This window comes from Pantoea sp. EEL5, from assembly GCF_049892805.1.
Lineage (GTDB): Bacteria > Pseudomonadota > Gammaproteobacteria > Enterobacterales > Enterobacteriaceae > Pantoea > Pantoea ananatis.
Map to the genome: position 1 here is coordinate 41,480 of NZ_JBNDNJ010000002.1, position 15,295 is coordinate 56,774.

Sequence of the window (15,295 nt, forward strand, 5' to 3'; positions counted from 1 at the left end):
AGGTTCTACTCGACAGCGTCAGGCGCGGTAGTCGTCAGTGGAAGGGCGAGCGCTAAAGGTTGGCCCAGTCGAACCTTACTTTCCGCCTCAAGGCTTTCCGCCAGCTTGATTCGGCCAGGCGCGAACAGGTTGATTACCGTAGAACCCAGTTTAAAGCGGCCCATTTCCTGACCTTTGAGTAATACCACGGCACCGTCATGATCGGCGGCCGGGTAATGCCAGCGTTTAATAATGCCTTCGCGCGGCGGTGTGACGGTGCCTGCCCAAACGGTTTCAATGCTGCCGACAATCGTTGCGCCCACCAGGATCTGCACCATCGGACCCATATCGGTTTCAAAGTAACAAATTACGCGCTCGTTACGGGCAAAGAGGTTAGGGATGTTACGTGCGGTCAGCGGATTAACGGAGTAAAGATCGCCCGGTACATAGATCATCTCACGCAGGATGCCGTTACAAGGCATGTGGACGCGGTGATAATCACGCGGTGCCAGGTAAGTGGTCGCAAATTCCCCCTCACGAAACTGTGCCGCCATATGCTCATTACCGGCGAGCAGGGCGTCGATCGTGTAGTAATGGCCTTTCGCCTGGAAAATCTGATCGCCTTCAATATGGCCAAGCTGGCTGATCGCGCCGTCAGCAGGCAGAACGATCAGGCTGGCATCGGGATCGATTGGGCGTGCATCGTCCTTTAACGGACGAACAAAGAAATCGTTAAAGGTGCGGTAGCTGGCGGTATCCGGTTTCCGTGCTTCAGCCATATCGACTTTGTAAAACCAGACAAAAATATCAATGACCAGCTTCGTCAGCCAGCCGCCGCGACGGCTGGCTCCCCAACCCGCAAGTTCAGTCAGCCATTTTTTTGGAAGAATGTGATTCAAGCCGAGTTTAAAACGATCAAACACCCTAGCCTCCTGGCTATCTTTCATAACATTGACAAAAAGGGAGCGGATTGTAACAGCGCCCCAGTCAGATGGCGAATACGCCGTTACGGGCCTTAATCTTCACTCTCGGCGAAGTTTTTCCGGGTTTTCATTTGCGCCATGCTTTCAAGAATACGGTGGTAGTTATAGAAGCGTGATTGATCGATTTTGCCGTTTTCAACGGCTTCACGAATCGCACAGCCCGGATCGGTGTCATGCTTACAGTCACGAAACTTACAATCGCCTAAGAACGCACGGAATTCGACAAATCCACGCGTGATTTGTTCCGGCTCAAGATGCCACAAACCAAACTCACGGACACCCGGAGAATCAATCACATCCCCGCCCTCGGGGAAATGATAAAGCCGGGATGCGGTCGTGGTATGTTGGCCCAGTCCGGAAACATCGGAAACATCATTGGTCAGAATGGCGGTGTCCTGCTGTTGATCGAAGCCAAGCAGGGCGTTCAGCAGGCTGGACTTACCTACGCCGGACTGCCCGGCAAAGATACTTATCCGGTCAGTTAAGGCTGCCTGCAGTGCATTCAAACCCTCTTTCACATGGCTGGAAACCATCAATACCCGATAACCGATCTTGCGGTAAATCTCCATCTGCTCGTCAACAAACGCACGTGCGTTGTCATCCAGCAGATCGATTTTGTTCAGCACCAGTAGGGGCTCAATATCCAGTGTTTCGCTGGCGACCAGATAACGGTCGATAATATTCAGTGACAGCTCTGGCAGAATCGCGGACACGATAATAATTTGATCGATGTTTGCGGCGATGGGTTTGACGCCATCGTAGAAATCGGGGCGCGTCAGCACGCTGGTGCGTTCGTGCACCGCTTCAACAATACCTTTACCGCCGTTTAGCGCGGGACGCCATACCACCCGATCGCCGGTGACCAGCGAACGAATCGTACGACGTATATTGCAACGGTGGGTAAGGCCAGCACTGTCCTCGACATCGGCATGCATGCCAAATCGGCTGACCACCACGCCCTCTGCGTCCTGACCAAACAAATTATCGTCCGCTTCCGGGCGCGTTTTGCGCTGATTCAAACGACGATCGTGGTTAGCGCTTACGCGACGTTGTTGACCTTTAGACAGTTTATTTTTACTCACTCACCCTCACCGTTTAGCTGGATTTCGCCCTGAGGGGCAAAACGTCTATGATACACCTTATTCATGATGAATGACGACTCAGCAACCACAGGTAACAGCATGGCCACTGGAAACGAAAATAATCTAATTTGGATCGACCTTGAAATGACCGGACTCGATCCGGAACGCGATCGCATAATTGAGATCGCCACTATCGTGACCGATGCCGACCTCAATATCCTGGCTGAAGGGCCGGTGATGGCGGTTCATCAGTCAGATGCACAGCTCGCCTTAATGGACGAATGGAACGTTCGTACACATACGAATAGCGGTTTGGTGGAACGGGTAAAGGCCAGTAAGATTGACGATCGCGCTGCGGAAAAAGCGACTATCGAGTTCCTACAGCAGTGGGTGCCCGCAAACACCTCGCCCATCTGCGGCAACAGCATTGGGCAGGATCGCCGTTTCCTGTTCAAGTACATGCCAGAGCTGGAAGCCTATTTCCACTACCGCTATTTAGATGTCAGCACGCTCAAGGAACTGGCTCGTCGTTGGAAGCCAGACATTCTTCCAGGCTTCAAAAAGAGCGGCTCGCATCAGGCGTTAGACGATATTCGTGAGTCCGTTGCCGAACTGGCGTACTACCGCCAACACTTTTTGCAGCTTTAAACCGCAAAGGGTGCGCAGGAAATCGCCAGGTTGATGCAATAAGCAGCAAACGCATCAAAAGCGCAAATTTTTGCTGTAAGCATCTTGCAGCAGCAGCGATTTCTCGTATAATGCGCACCCCGTACCGGTGAAGAATTTATGACGGTACAAGGCGCGGGAATAGCTCAGTTGGTAGAGCACGACCTTGCCAAGGTCGGGGTCGCGAGTTCGAGTCTCGTTTCCCGCTCCAAATTATGTTTAGCAGTACCCTCTATGCGGGAATAGCTCAGTTGGTAGAGCACGACCTTGCCAAGGTCGGGGTCGCGAGTTCGAGTCTCGTTTCCCGCTCCAAAATATGTTTAGCAGTGCCCTTCTATGCGGGAATAGCTCAGTTGGTAGAGCACGACCTTGCCAAGGTCGGGGTCGCGAGTTCGAGTCTCGTTTCCCGCTCCAGTTTTGTCACTTTCTTTGTCGCAGCCTGCCAGGCTGGATGATGATCTTTAGTACTACAGTCAGAGTTATCCACAGCAGGACAGATGACTGTTCATGCTTTTTTGCCGTTCTGTAAAACTCTTTTAAACAGAGTTATCCACAGATATAGGGATTAAGCCAAACGCTAGACGCATTTGCAAAATAACACAAATTTTATTTAACCTATTGATGGTTAAAGAAATAATAATATTTCATTATGTTATTTGATTCTGTCACTTGTGTTATTACGATTGAATGACAAGGTGTTTTTATTTTTATTCACAGGATGTGGAAATCTGTTTCCTGTGCATCGTTGCGCAATCAGGCATCACGCGGCAATCCCTTCTCTATTACCCTGACGAGCCTTTTTTGCTGTGCTGGCTGTACGTCAATCTCTACGTGCTTTCGCTTATCCTGTTGCTGCGCAATGGCCCACTGAATATGTTCGTCCAGTAAATCACTTTCCCCCAGCCGCTGTTCGAGTATGGGGAGGATCTCTGCGCTCCACGGGGCATTCCCCAGCGCCACCGCAATATTGCGTGACCAGCGCTGATAACCAATTCGGCGGATGGGAGAGCCTTCGGTAATACGCAGGAATTTCGCTTCATCCCACTGAAACAGGGCGGTTAACGCTGGCGCATGCAGCGCTGCGCGGGGTGAAAAATCTGCTTCGTCAGTCAGTTGCCCATAGCGGTTCCAGGGGCAGATGAGCTGGCAGTCGTCACAGCCATAAATGCGGTTCCCCATCAGGGGCCGCAGCGCTTCGGGGATGGCGCCTTCGAGCTCAATCGTCAGGTAGGAAATGCAGCGGCGGGCATCCACCGTGTAGGGCGCCACGATAGCGCCTGTCGGGCAAATCGTCATGCAGGCCACGCAGCGTCCACACTGCTCTTCCTGTGGAGAATCTATCGGCAGAGGCAGGTCGATCAGCAATTCCCCCAGGAAAAACCATGAGCCCGCCTCCCGGTTCAGGATCAACGAGTGTTTGCCGGTCCAGCCCAATCCGGCTTTCTCTGCCAGAGGGCGTTCAAGCAGTGGGGCAGAATCGACAAACGGACGAAACTGGCTTTCGCCACAGTGGGCCTGAATCATTTCTCCGAGCTTTTTCAGGCGATTGCGCAATACTTTGTGATAATCACGGCCCAGCGCATAGCGGCTGACATAACCTAACTGTGGGTTTTTCAGCGTACTGGCGAAAGCGGCTTTGGCAGGAAGATAATTCATGCGCACGCTGATCACCCGCAGCGTACCGGGTAACAGCTCATGGGGACGCGCACGCATCATTCCATGGCGGGCCATCCATTCCATCTCGCCATGGTACTGTTTGTCCAGCCATGCCTGCAGACGCGGTTCTTCAGCGCTGAGATCGGTGTCGGTAATACCGACCTGCTGAAAGCCGAGATCGCGTCCCCACTGTTTAATGTGTTGAGCGAGTTGATCAAGATCGAGAGGGTATGACATGACTAACCAGAATTCGAAGAGAAACGGCAGCAGTTTACCACACTCTGTCTGGCCTGCGCAGGCACTGGCACAACTTGAGCGTGAGGGTGCCGATGCACTGGGTATCTCGCTCTACGAGCTGATGTTAAGGGCAGGACAGGCCGCCTATGAGCATATAACTGTCCACTGGCCGGATGCAGAGCACTGGCTGGTGCTGTGCGGTCATGGCAATAACGGAGGCGATGGTTATGTGGTTGCCCGTCTGGCGCAGGCTGCAGGCAAACAGGTGACGCTTCTGGCCTGTCATAGCGATAAGCCGCTGCCCGACGAAGCAGAGGCCGCCAGAAACAGCTGGCTTGAAGCGGGTGGGGTGATCCATGCGCCCGACGTGGCCTGGCCTGAAAAGGTCGATATTATCGTCGATGCGTTATTGGGAACAGGCATCAGCCGGGCGCCCGCCGAACCTGTTTCCACCCTGATAACTCAGGTAAACGCACATGACGCGCCGGTCATGGCGATTGACCTCCCCTCTGGTCTGTCTGCAGCGACAGGCAACACACCGGGAGAGGTTATCAATGCCACGCATACGTTGAGCGTTATTGCGCTGAAGCCCGGACAGCTTACCGGCAAGGCGCGGGACTGTATTGGGTCGCTTTACTTTGCCGACTTGGGGCTGCAGAGCTTTCTGTCAGCGCAGTCGCCGCCTATGGCTCGCTATGATGCCCGTTTCTTATCCCACTGGCTGAAACCGCGTAAAGCAACGTCCCACAAAGGCGATCAGGGGCGTTTGTTGGTGATAGGCGGTGACAGCGGCACCGCCGGTGCCGTGCGGATGTCGGCAGAAGCCGCGCTACGAACGGGAAGTGGTTTGGTGCGAGTGCTTACTCACAAAGACAATATTATCCCTATCCTCACCGCGCGCCCGGAAATTATGGTGGATGTGCTCACGGACGCGGGACTGGCTGATGCGCTGGAATGGGCGGACGTCATCGCCATCGGTCCGGGGCTGGGACAGCGGGAATGGGGCAAAAAGGCGCTCGAAAAGGTTAAAAGTACTGAAAAGCCCATGCTTTGGGATGCAGATGCGCTTAACTTGCTGGCAATAAGCGCTGAGAAACGTCAGAATCGCATTATAACGCCGCATCCGGGTGAAGCTGCTCGTTTACTGGGTGTTAAGACCAGCGAAATTGAGAGTGACCGCTTACAAGCCGCACGAGAGCTGGCGAAACGTTATGGTGGCGTTGCCGTATTAAAAGGTGCGGGCACGATTATCGCCAGTGAAAACGGGCAAATGGCGTTTGCCGATGTGGGTAATGCCGGGATGGCATCGGGCGGTATGGGTGATGTGCTCACCGGTATTATTGCCTCGTTAATGGGACAAAAATTGGCGCTGTTTGATGCTGCCTGTGCAGGTTGTGTTGCTCACGGTGCTGCCGCTGATACGTTGGCTGAGCAGCGGGGCACGCGCGGCATGCTGGCATCAGACTTATTTGATCTGCTGTGGCAGTTTGTTAATCCAGAGATGAATCAAGAAGCATGAAGAGCTGTGTTATATCTTTGCCCAATGAGGCGGCAACACTCGAACTGGGTGCTCAACTGGCGCAGGCCTGTGGCAATGCGGCGGTGATCTATCTTTATGGCGACCTCGGCGCAGGAAAGACCACCTTCAGCCGCGGTTTCTTGCAGGCATCCGGTCATCCGGGCAATGTGAAAAGCCCTACCTACACCCTCGTCGAGCCTTATGTTCTTGAAGGGCGTTCCGTTTATCATTTCGATCTCTACCGCCTTGCCGATCCGGAAGAGCTGGAGTTTATGGGCATTCGTGACTACTTCACGAACGACGCGGTTTGTCTGGTTGAGTGGCCCCAGCAGGGCGCCGGTATTTTGCCCCCGCCGGACGTGGCGTTGACGCTCCGTTATGTCGATGAAGCGCGGCAAGCCGAGCTGGTTGCGCACTCCGCTCAGGGGCAGCGCTGGGTTGATCAGATCGAACAAGGCAGGGCCCGGGCATGATGACATGGATGAAAATGCTCGTTGTGGCAGGATTGCTACTGATTACCGGCCCCCTGTTTGCCGCTAACCTGTCTGATATTCAGGTATCGAATGGCGGAAATCAGGCCACGGTTACGCTGAGTTTTTCCGGCCAGCCGGTTTATGCCTACTTTCCGCTACACAATCCCGACCGTGTGGTGCTGGATATTCGTCAAAGCGGCGTCATCAAAGGCTTACCCCTGACGTTTAGCGGCGATAACATCGTTAAACGCATTCGTACCAGTACCCCAAAAGATAAACAAAGCATACGTCTGGTCTTTGAGCTGACGCAGTCTGGAAAAACCCGCGCCGTTACGCAACGCAACGGCAGTCAGTACAGCGTGGTCTTTACCATACAGGGTAAACATCCGGCCGTTACGCGCAGCGCGCCCGTGGTTGCAGCCGAGCCTGCGCCGACACGAGCACGGGAAACCGCAGCCAGTAATCCGTTCAATGCTAACCCGGTGACCACGGTCACCAACACCAACAGCACGGTCCGTCCCGGTGGGGTTGCCAGCCGAAACGACACGGTTATTGTAGCCATTGATGCCGGACACGGAGGCCAGGATCCCGGGGCGATAGGCCAGCACGGACTTAAAGAGAAAAACGTCACCATCGCCATTGCGCGTAAACTGAAAGTGTTGTTAAACGACGATCCCATGTTCAAAGGGGTTCTGACGCGTGACGGCGACTATTTTATCTCTGTAATGGGCCGTTCAGACGTTGCGCGCAAAGCGAATGCTAACGTGCTGGTGTCAATTCACGCCGATGCGGCACCCAGCCATGCGGCAACCGGAGCCTCTGTTTGGGTATTGTCTAACCGCCGCGCGAACAGTGAGATGGCAAACTGGCTGGAGCAGAAAGAGAAACAGTCAGAACTGTTAGGCGGAGCAGGCGATCTGCTGGCGAACAGTCAGGCCGATCCCTATCTGAGTCAGGCCGTGCTGGATTTGCAGTTTGGTCACTCGCAGCGCGTCGGGTATGACATCGCGACGAAGGTGATTCAGCAGCTGCGTGGCGTCACGTCTTTACACAAGCGTTTACCTGAGCATGCCAGTCTTGGCGTGTTACGTTCGCCGGATATTCCTTCCCTGTTGGTGGAAACCGGTTTTATTAGTAATGCCTCGGAGGAGCGACTGCTCGGCAGTAGCGCACACCAGGATAAGATTGCTCAGTCGATATATAAAGGACTGCGCGCTTATTTCCTGGCGCACCCGCTACAATCGGTCCCAAAGGAGGAAAACCGGCCGCTGGCTACGTCGCCAGCGGTCAGCGTAGTCAGTAATCCGGCGACCGGAGAGACGCAGTATACGGGCGCCATTCAGCGGCATACTGTAACGCGCGGCGAAACGCTCTCAGGAATCGCGGCAAAATATGGCGTGAGCATGGCAACACTGCGGCAGATGAACACCCTGAAGCGCGATGTTGTCTGGGTGGGGCAGCGGCTGAAAGTTCCGGCCAGTGCGGTGGCCAGCCGTACCGCACCGGCTTCCTCAGGGGCGCATCGCCCGGTGCGGCATAAAGTGGTGCGGGGAGACTCGCTGAGCAGTATCGCCGCGCATTATGGCGTCAGCCCTAAATCGATTCTCCAGGCGAATAACCTGAAATCCACCAACGTGATGTTGGGTCAGAACCTGAAAATCCCTGCATCCTGATTGTTAGCCCGGCCGCCGTGCCGGGTTGTCAGCCACAAGGATATCCAGCATGCCAATACAAATTTTGCCGCCGCAACTCGCAAACCAAATTGCGGCGGGAGAAGTGGTTGAGCGTCCTGCATCGGTCGTCAAAGAGCTGGTGGAAAACAGCCTTGATGCCGGGGCGACGCGCATTGATGTGGAAATTGAAAAGGGTGGCGCAAAACTGATTCGCATCCGCGATAACGGCTGCGGTATAGCGAAAAATGAGCTGGCAATGGCGCTGGCTCGGCATGCCACGAGTAAAATTGCTTCGCTGGACGATCTTGAGGCCATTATGAGCCTGGGCTTTCGCGGTGAAGCCCTGGCCAGTATCAGCTCAGTGTCTCGTCTGACCCTGACATCGCGCACGGCCGAGCAAAACGAAGCCTGGCAGGCGTATGCTGAAGGGCGCGATATGGACGTTACTGTTAAGCCCGCCGCCCATCCTTGTGGATCGACGCTGGAAGTGCTTGACCTGTTTTACAACACGCCAGCCCGGCGCAAATTCATGCGCACTGAAAAAACTGAATTCGGGCATATTGATGAAGTGATCCGGCGCATCGCGCTGGCGCGCTTTGACGTGGCTATCTCATTAAGCCATAACGGCAAACTGATGCGTCAGTACCGGGCCGTCAATGATGACGGGCAACGTGAGCGTCGGCTGGGTGCCATATGCGGGACGACCTTCATGCAGCATGCGCTACGCATAGACTGGCAACATGATGACCTTGTATTGCGCGGCTGGGTTGCCGATCCGTCCGGCTCCCGTCAGGTGAGTGATATTCAGTATTGCTATGTTAATGGCCGCATGATGCGTGACAAGCTGATCAATCATGCTATACGTCAGGCGTTTCAGAGCCAGCTACAGGATGATCAGCACCCCGCTTACGTCTTGTATTTAGAGATAGATCCGCATCAGGTCGATGTAAATGTGCATCCGGCAAAACACGAAGTGCGTTTTCATCAGTCACGTCTGGTGCATGACTTCATCTATCAGGGCGTCATGAGCGTGCTGCAGGAAAGCGCCTCCCCGGTTCTGCCAACGTTACAGGCTGAAGAACCCACTCCGCGTTGGCAGCAGGAGAACCGCCAGGCGGCAGGCGGCAATCATTTCAGCCAGCCGGCTGTCACAGGTGACGCGGCCAGGCCATCGGTTGCACCCGCCTGGCAAAATAAAGACGCCGGATACAGCCAACGCGAAGGCCGGGTTTACCAGCAGCTTCTTAAAACGCCGGCGAGTTCGCCGGCAACCAAAAGTGCCGAGCCTGCGGCACGAGAGCCGGTCAGTGCCGTGCCACCTCTGGCGGCTCACGCCCACAGTTTTGGCCGCGTGTTAACCGTGCTTGAAGGCCAGTATGCTCTGCTTGAGCAGGGCCAGCGGTTACTGCTAATGGCTCTGCCTGTGGCAACCCGCTGGTTAAAGCAGGCACAGTTAGAACCTACCGAAGGTGGGCTCAAATCACAGCCGCTTTTGATCCCGGTGCGGTTAAAAATCGCCTCGGCGGAGCGCAAGGCGGCCCAGGAAAATCTCAGCCTGCTCAACCTGATGGGCATTGATTTACACCCTGAGGGTGACCACATTATCCTGCGTGCGGTGCCTTTACCGTTACGAACACAAAATTTACAAATCTTGATTCCTGAACTGTTAGGCTATCTCGCCCGGCAGCAAGAGAACTCTGCTACGCAACTGGCCCAGTGGCTGGCGCGACGTGAAGATGCAGAGCCTCAACACTGGAATCACTCCCAGGCGATTACCTTGCTGGCTGAGCTCGAAAGGCTTTGTCCGCAGTTACTGAAATCGCCACCTTCTGGCTTAGTACAAGCCATTGAGATTGAGAGCGCGGTCAACGCGTTGAAGCATGAGTGAACTGAACCAGGCTGGCCGGCCAAAGGCAATATTTTTGATGGGGCCTACAGCGTCAGGCAAAACCGCATTAGCGATCGAATTGCGCAAGCACTTACCTGTAGAGCTTATCAGCGTAGATTCGGCTCTGATTTATCGTCAGATGGATGTCGGTACGGCAAAACCCTCTGCAGAAGAGCGGGCGCAGGCGCCCCATCGTTTGCTGGACATTCGCGATCCTGCCGAAGCCTATTCGGCGGCAGAGTTCCGGCGGGATGCGTTAGCAGAAATGGCGGATATCGTTCAGCATGGACGAATTCCGTTGCTTGTTGGTGGAACTATGCTCTACTTCAAGGCGTTACTTGAAGGATTGTCGCCGCTGCCCTCGGCCGATCCGGAGGTTCGTCAAAAAATAGAGCAAATGGCGAATGAAAGAGGCTGGGAAGCTTTACATCGTCAACTTTGCGAAATTGATCCGGTCGCAGGCAGTCGTATTCATCCGAATGATCCGCAGAGACTTTCGCGAGCACTGGAAGTTTTTTTTATTTCGGGTAAAACTTTAACGGAACTGACAAAAATTTCTGGTGAAGCGTTACCCTACGATGTGCATCAGTTTGCTATCGCCCCCGCGAACCGCGAACTGTTGCATCAACGCATCGCACTGCGTTTTGATCAGATGTTGGCGTCAGGATTTGAAGCGGAGTCTCGGGCCCTGTTTGCACGAGGTGATTTGCATACGGATATGCCTTCCATTCGTTGTGTTGGCTATCGCCAAATGTGGTCGTATTTGGCTGGCGAGATCGATTACGACGAAATGGTTTATCGGGGAGTTTGCGCAACCCGGCAACTCGCTAAACGCCAGATGACCTGGTTACGTGGTTGGGAAAATATTCACTGGCTAGACAGTGATGAACCTCACTCAGCGCGTGATACAGTACTGAAGGTTGTTAGTGCGAAGCATGGGTGATTGTGTACAATTGGCAAGTTACGTGCGCAAATTTTTACGCAGTTTTTTTCAGAACCACTGTGTTCTACAAGCAACAAACAACAAGCATATAAGGAAAAGATAGAATGGCTAAGGGGCAATCATTACAAGACCCGTTTCTGAACGCACTGCGTCGTGAACGTGTTCCGGTTTCGATTTATTTGGTTAACGGTATTAAGCTGCAAGGTCAGATCGAATCCTTTGATCAGTTCGTGATCTTGTTGAAAAACACGGTAAGTCAGATGGTTTATAAGCACGCCATTTCTACCGTCGTGCCTTCACGCCCGGTTTCTCACCATAGCAACAATACCGGCGGTGGCAGCAGCAACAATTACCATCATGGCGGCAGCAGCACTTCTGCGCAGTCGCAGCCACAACAAGACGGTGATAACGCAGAGTAAGGCGGCACCGTTTAACCAGGATCGGAAAGCGTCAGGTTTTCCATCCTGGTCTTTTTATATAAGCGAGGTTATAGCTTGTTTGACCGTTATGATGCCGGTGAGCAGGCCGTACTGGTACACATCTGGTTCTCCCAAGACAAAGAGCTGGAAGATTTACAGGAATTCGAAACCCTGGTGTCTTCTGCTGGCGTTGAAGCACTGCAGGTTGTAACCGGCAGTCGTAAAGCGCCACACCCAAAGTATTTTGTCGGTGAAGGAAAGGCCGTTGAAATTGCCGATGCGGTAAAAACAAGTGGAGCATCGGTCGTTCTTTTCGATCATGCTTTAACGCCCGCTCAGGAACGTAATCTTGAGCGCCTGTGCGAGTGCCGTGTTATCGACCGCACTGGCTTGATTCTTGATATTTTTGCCCAACGCGCACGTACCCACGAAGGTAAATTGCAGGTTGAACTGGCGCAGTTGCGTCACCTTGCAACACGTCTGGTACGTGGCTGGACGCACCTTGAACGGCAGAAGGGCGGGATTGGCCTGCGTGGTCCGGGTGAAACCCAGTTAGAAACTGACCGCCGTTTACTTCGCGGGCGCATTAGCCAGATTTTGTCGCGTCTTGAACGTGTTGAAAAACAGCGCGAGCAGGGCCGCCAGGCGCGTGCCAAAGCGGACGTCCCGACTGTTTCACTGGTGGGCTACACCAACGCCGGTAAATCTACTCTCTTTAACGCCATTACGTCTGCCAATGTCTATGCCGCGGACCAACTGTTTGCGACGCTGGACCCCACGCTGCGTCGGCTAAACGTCGCTGATGTGGGCGAAGTGGTGTTGGCCGATACCGTTGGCTTCATTCGCCACCTGCCGCACGATCTGGTTGCCGCCTTCAAAGCTACCCTGCAAGAGACGCGTCAGGCCACGCTGCTGATGCACGTGATCGATGCCGCCGATGTCCGGGTTAATGAAAATATCGGCGCGGTTAATGAGGTGTTGGAGGAAATCGACGCTGATGAAATCCCCACGTTACTGATCATGAATAAGATCGACATGCTGGACGGTTTTGAGCCGCGCATCGACCGTGATGAAGAAAATATGCCTGTCCGCGTGTGGCTCTCTGCACAGTCCGGCGTCGGCATTCCTTTATTGTGGCAGGCGCTTTCCGAGCGGTTGTCCGGTGAAATTGCGCAGTATGATTTACGTCTGCCGCCGGAGGCGGGTCGCTTACGCAGCCGCTTCTATCAGTTGCAGGCGATTGAAAAAGAGTGGAACGAAGAAGACGGCTGTGTAGGGTTGCATGTGCGTATGCCCGTGATTGACTGGCGCCGCTTGTGCAAGCAGGAGCCGTCGCTGACCAGTTATATTGTTTGATATTGCCAAATCGAACTTACTCTGAGGATTTTATGTTGTCGTGCGGCGTTGGGGGTTTGCTCTCTGACAGTGACTTTGCAAAGGGTCAGGGCAATGAGCGTAGCCAGCGTTGCGACAATACGGAATACAACGGGTAAGCCGCTAAAACTATAAATGGAGTAATGACATGGCGTGGAATCAGCCCGGAAATAACGGACAGGACCGCGACCCGTGGGGAAGCAGCAATAATCAAGGCGGCAACTCTGGGGGAAATAAGGGAGGTAAGGAATCTGGGCCTCCTGATCTGGATGATATCTTCCGTAAACTGAGCAAAAAGCTCGGCGGATTCGGTGGTGGCAAAAAAGGTGATAACGGTCAGCGCAGTTCCGGTGGTAGTGGCAAAATCTTTGGTATCGTCGCCGTAGCCGCCGTCGTCATCTGGGCCGCGAGCGGATTTTACACGATAAAAGAAGCCGAGCGGGGCGTAGTCACTCGCTTTGGTAAGTTCAGCCACCTGGTGGAGCCGGGCCTGAACTGGAAACCGACCTTTATCGATCAGGTGCGTGCGGTCAACGTCGAAGCCGTTCGCGAACTGGCGGCATCAGGTGTGATGCTGACCTCTGATGAAAACGTCGTGCGCGTTGAAATGAACGTGCAGTATCGCGTTACCGATCCTGAGCGCTATTTATTCGCGGTGACCAGCGCCGACGACAGCCTGCGTCAGGCAACCGACAGCGCCCTGCGTGGCGTCATTGGTCGCTCTACCATGGATCGTATTCTGACCGAAGGTCGTACGGTCGTGCGTAGCGAAACCCAGCGTGAAATCGACGAGACCATTCGTCCTTACAATATGGGCATTACGGTTCTCGACGTGAACTTCCAGGCGGCACGTCCACCAGAAGAAGTGAAGTCGGCGTTTGACGATGCAATTGCCGCACGTGAAAACCGTGAGCAGTACGTACGTGAAGCCGAAGCCTATGCCAACGAAGTTCAGCCGCGTGCTAACGGTCGTGCACAGCGTGTGCTGGAAGAAGCGCGTGCCTATAAAGAGCGTACGGTTCTGGAAGCACAGGGTGAAGTCGCGCGTTTTGCCAAGCTGTTGCCTGAGTACAAAGCCGCGCCGGAAATCACCAAAGAGCGTCTGTATATCGAGACCATGGAACGCGTGCTGAGCCATACACGTAAAGTGCTGGTGAACGATCGCGGTAACAATCTGATGGTCCTGCCTCTCGATCAACTGATGCGTGGCGGCGAGTCTTCATCCGCGAAGAGTGGACAAAAAAGCAGCTCAACATTGCCCTCGCTTTCCGATCGCAGTGCCAGCCGCAATGACACGTCGTCATACAGTCCAGACAGCATCATGGATCAGCGTCGAGCCAATGCTCTGCGCAACGATACCCAGCGCGAAGGGAGAGAGTAATCAATGCGTAAGCCAGTAATTGTACTAATCATTATCGCGTTGGTGGCCTTTTATGCGTCGCTGTTCGTGGTTCAGGAAGGCGAGCGCGGTATCGTTCTGCGCTTTGGTAAAGTGTTACGCGATAGCGAAAACAAACCGCAGGTGTTTGCGCCGGGTCTTCATTTTAAAATTCCGTTTATCGAAACGGTTAAGATGCTGGATGCACGTATCCAGACCATGGACAACCAGGCCGATCGCTTTGTAACCAAAGAGAAGAAAGACCTGATCGTGGACTCTTACATCAAGTGGCGCATCAGCGATTTCAGTCGTTACTACCTGGCGACCGGTGGCGGGGATGTTTCTCAGGCCGAAGTGCTGCTGAAACGTAAATTCAGTGACCGTTTACGTTCAGAGATGGGACGTCTTGACGTTAAAGACATCGTGACCGATTCACGAGGCCGTTTAACCACCGACGTGCGCGATGCATTGAACACCGGTACGGCGGGCGGTGACGATGAAGTTGCCACGCCTGCTGCGGATGATGCTATCGCCAGTGCAGCCGCGCGGGTTGAGCGTGAAACCAACAGCAGCGAACCTGCGCCTAATCCAAACAGTATGGCGGCGTTAGGGATTCAGGTTGTAGATGTGCGCATCAAACAGATCAACCTGCCGACGGAAGTGTCGGATGCGATCTTCAACCGTATGCGCGCAGAACGTGAAGCCGTTGCACGTAGTCAGCGTTCGCAGGGTCAGGAAGAGGCCGAAAAACTGCGCGCCCAGGCCGATTACCAGGTCACCCGTACGCTGGCAGAAGCACAGCGTGAGGCATTGATTACCCGCGGTGATGGTGATGCAGAAGCGGCGAAACTGTTCGCTAACGCATTCAGCCAGGATCCGGATTTCTATGCCTTTATCCGCAGCCTGCGCGCGTATGAAAACAGCTTCAATGAAAATCAGGACGTCATGGTGCTGAGCCCGGATAGCGACTTCTTCCGCTATATGAAGGCGCCTTCTAACGCCACGCGTTAAGAACTGATATAACT

General features: G+C 54.1%; 13 protein-coding genes and 3 tRNA genes. 13 read left to right on the forward strand and 3 right to left on the reverse strand.

Annotated features, from left to right (window positions below; all coding sequences use genetic code 11):
- Positions 1 to 5: 5 nt before the first annotated feature.
- Together asd and rsgA are read right to left on the reverse strand one after the other, a co-directional pair.
- The gene (gene asd, locus ACPXSQ_RS11710) at positions 6 to 902 is read right to left on the reverse strand and encodes an archaetidylserine decarboxylase (protein WP_014604894.1); all 897 of its coding nucleotides are present in this window, start codon (positions 900 to 902) and stop codon (positions 6 to 8) included.
- A 92-nt stretch (positions 903 to 994) separates the two neighbouring features.
- Positions 995 to 2,044 carry a small ribosomal subunit biogenesis GTPase RsgA gene (gene rsgA, locus ACPXSQ_RS11715; RefSeq protein WP_013027412.1) on the reverse strand — a complete coding sequence of 350 codons (1,050 nt, stop codon included), beginning with the start codon at positions 2,042 to 2,044 and terminating at the stop codon, positions 995 to 997.
- A 99-nt stretch (positions 2,045 to 2,143) separates the two neighbouring features.
- Here rsgA and orn point away from each other — a divergent pair, with 99 nt between their 5' ends.
- From orn to ACPXSQ_RS11735, 4 genes are all read left to right on the forward strand, one after another.
- On the forward strand, positions 2,144 to 2,692 hold the full coding sequence (gene orn / locus ACPXSQ_RS11720; protein ID WP_014604895.1) for an oligoribonuclease: 549 nt from the start codon (positions 2,144 to 2,146) through the stop codon (positions 2,690 to 2,692).
- Between the two features lie 153 nt (positions 2,693 to 2,845).
- Positions 2,846 to 2,921, forward strand: a tRNA-Gly gene (locus tag ACPXSQ_RS11725).
- A 25-nt stretch (positions 2,922 to 2,946) separates the two neighbouring features.
- Positions 2,947 to 3,022, forward strand: a tRNA-Gly gene (locus tag ACPXSQ_RS11730).
- A 26-nt stretch (positions 3,023 to 3,048) separates the two neighbouring features.
- Positions 3,049 to 3,124: transfer RNA gene (locus ACPXSQ_RS11735), tRNA-Gly, on the forward strand.
- 339 nt (positions 3,125 to 3,463) lie between these two features.
- On the opposite strand, the gene queG is transcribed toward ACPXSQ_RS11735, so the two are convergent.
- The gene (gene queG, locus ACPXSQ_RS11740; RefSeq protein WP_013027410.1) at positions 3,464 to 4,603 is read right to left on the reverse strand and encodes a tRNA epoxyqueuosine(34) reductase QueG; all 1,140 of its coding nucleotides are present in this window, start codon (positions 4,601 to 4,603) and stop codon (positions 3,464 to 3,466) included.
- On the opposite strand from queG, the gene nnr reads away from it, so the two are divergent.
- From nnr to hflC, 9 genes are all read left to right on the forward strand, one after another.
- A complete protein-coding gene (nnr, locus tag ACPXSQ_RS11745) occupies positions 4,602 to 6,122 on the forward strand; it encodes a bifunctional ADP-dependent NAD(P)H-hydrate dehydratase/NAD(P)H-hydrate epimerase (RefSeq protein WP_029569208.1) in 1,521 nt (506 codons plus the stop codon). The genes queG and nnr overlap by 2 nt on opposite strands.
- Complete coding sequence (gene tsaE, locus ACPXSQ_RS11750; protein WP_013027408.1) at positions 6,119 to 6,595, forward strand: tRNA (adenosine(37)-N6)-threonylcarbamoyltransferase complex ATPase subunit type 1 TsaE; 477 nt, start codon at positions 6,119 to 6,121, stop codon at positions 6,593 to 6,595. The genes nnr and tsaE overlap by 4 nt, the downstream gene beginning before the upstream one ends.
- Positions 6,592 to 8,268 (forward strand): N-acetylmuramoyl-L-alanine amidase AmiB, encoded by a 1,677-nt coding sequence (gene amiB, locus ACPXSQ_RS11755; RefSeq protein ID WP_013027407.1) that lies wholly within the window; start codon positions 6,592 to 6,594, stop codon positions 8,266 to 8,268. Before tsaE ends, amiB begins: the two co-directional genes overlap by 4 nt.
- Positions 8,269 to 8,317: 49 nt before the next feature.
- On the forward strand, positions 8,318 to 10,156 hold the full coding sequence (gene mutL, locus ACPXSQ_RS11760) for a DNA mismatch repair endonuclease MutL (protein ID WP_014594725.1): 1,839 nt from the start codon (positions 8,318 to 8,320) through the stop codon (positions 10,154 to 10,156).
- Positions 10,149 to 11,099 (forward strand): tRNA (adenosine(37)-N6)-dimethylallyltransferase MiaA, encoded by a 951-nt coding sequence (gene miaA / locus ACPXSQ_RS11765; RefSeq protein ID WP_013027405.1) that lies wholly within the window; start codon positions 10,149 to 10,151, stop codon positions 11,097 to 11,099. Before mutL ends, miaA begins: the two co-directional genes overlap by 8 nt.
- Positions 11,100 to 11,203: 104 nt before the next feature.
- On the forward strand, positions 11,204 to 11,518 hold the full coding sequence (hfq, locus tag ACPXSQ_RS11770; protein WP_013027404.1) for an RNA chaperone Hfq: 315 nt from the start codon (positions 11,204 to 11,206) through the stop codon (positions 11,516 to 11,518).
- 75 nt (positions 11,519 to 11,593) lie between these two features.
- Positions 11,594 to 12,874, forward strand: coding sequence for a ribosome rescue GTPase HflX (gene hflX, locus ACPXSQ_RS11775; RefSeq protein ID WP_013027403.1), 1,281 nt, complete (start codon positions 11,594 to 11,596; stop codon positions 12,872 to 12,874).
- 166 nt (positions 12,875 to 13,040) lie between these two features.
- Positions 13,041 to 14,273: an FtsH protease activity modulator HflK gene (gene hflK / locus ACPXSQ_RS11780; RefSeq protein WP_013027402.1), complete on the forward strand. Its 1,233-nt coding sequence runs from the start codon at positions 13,041 to 13,043 to the stop codon at positions 14,271 to 14,273.
- Positions 14,274 to 14,276: 3 nt separating this feature from the next.
- Positions 14,277 to 15,281 (forward strand): protease modulator HflC, encoded by a 1,005-nt coding sequence (gene hflC / locus ACPXSQ_RS11785; RefSeq protein ID WP_013027401.1) that lies wholly within the window; start codon positions 14,277 to 14,279, stop codon positions 15,279 to 15,281.
- The last annotated feature ends 14 nt before the right edge of the window (positions 15,282 to 15,295 follow it).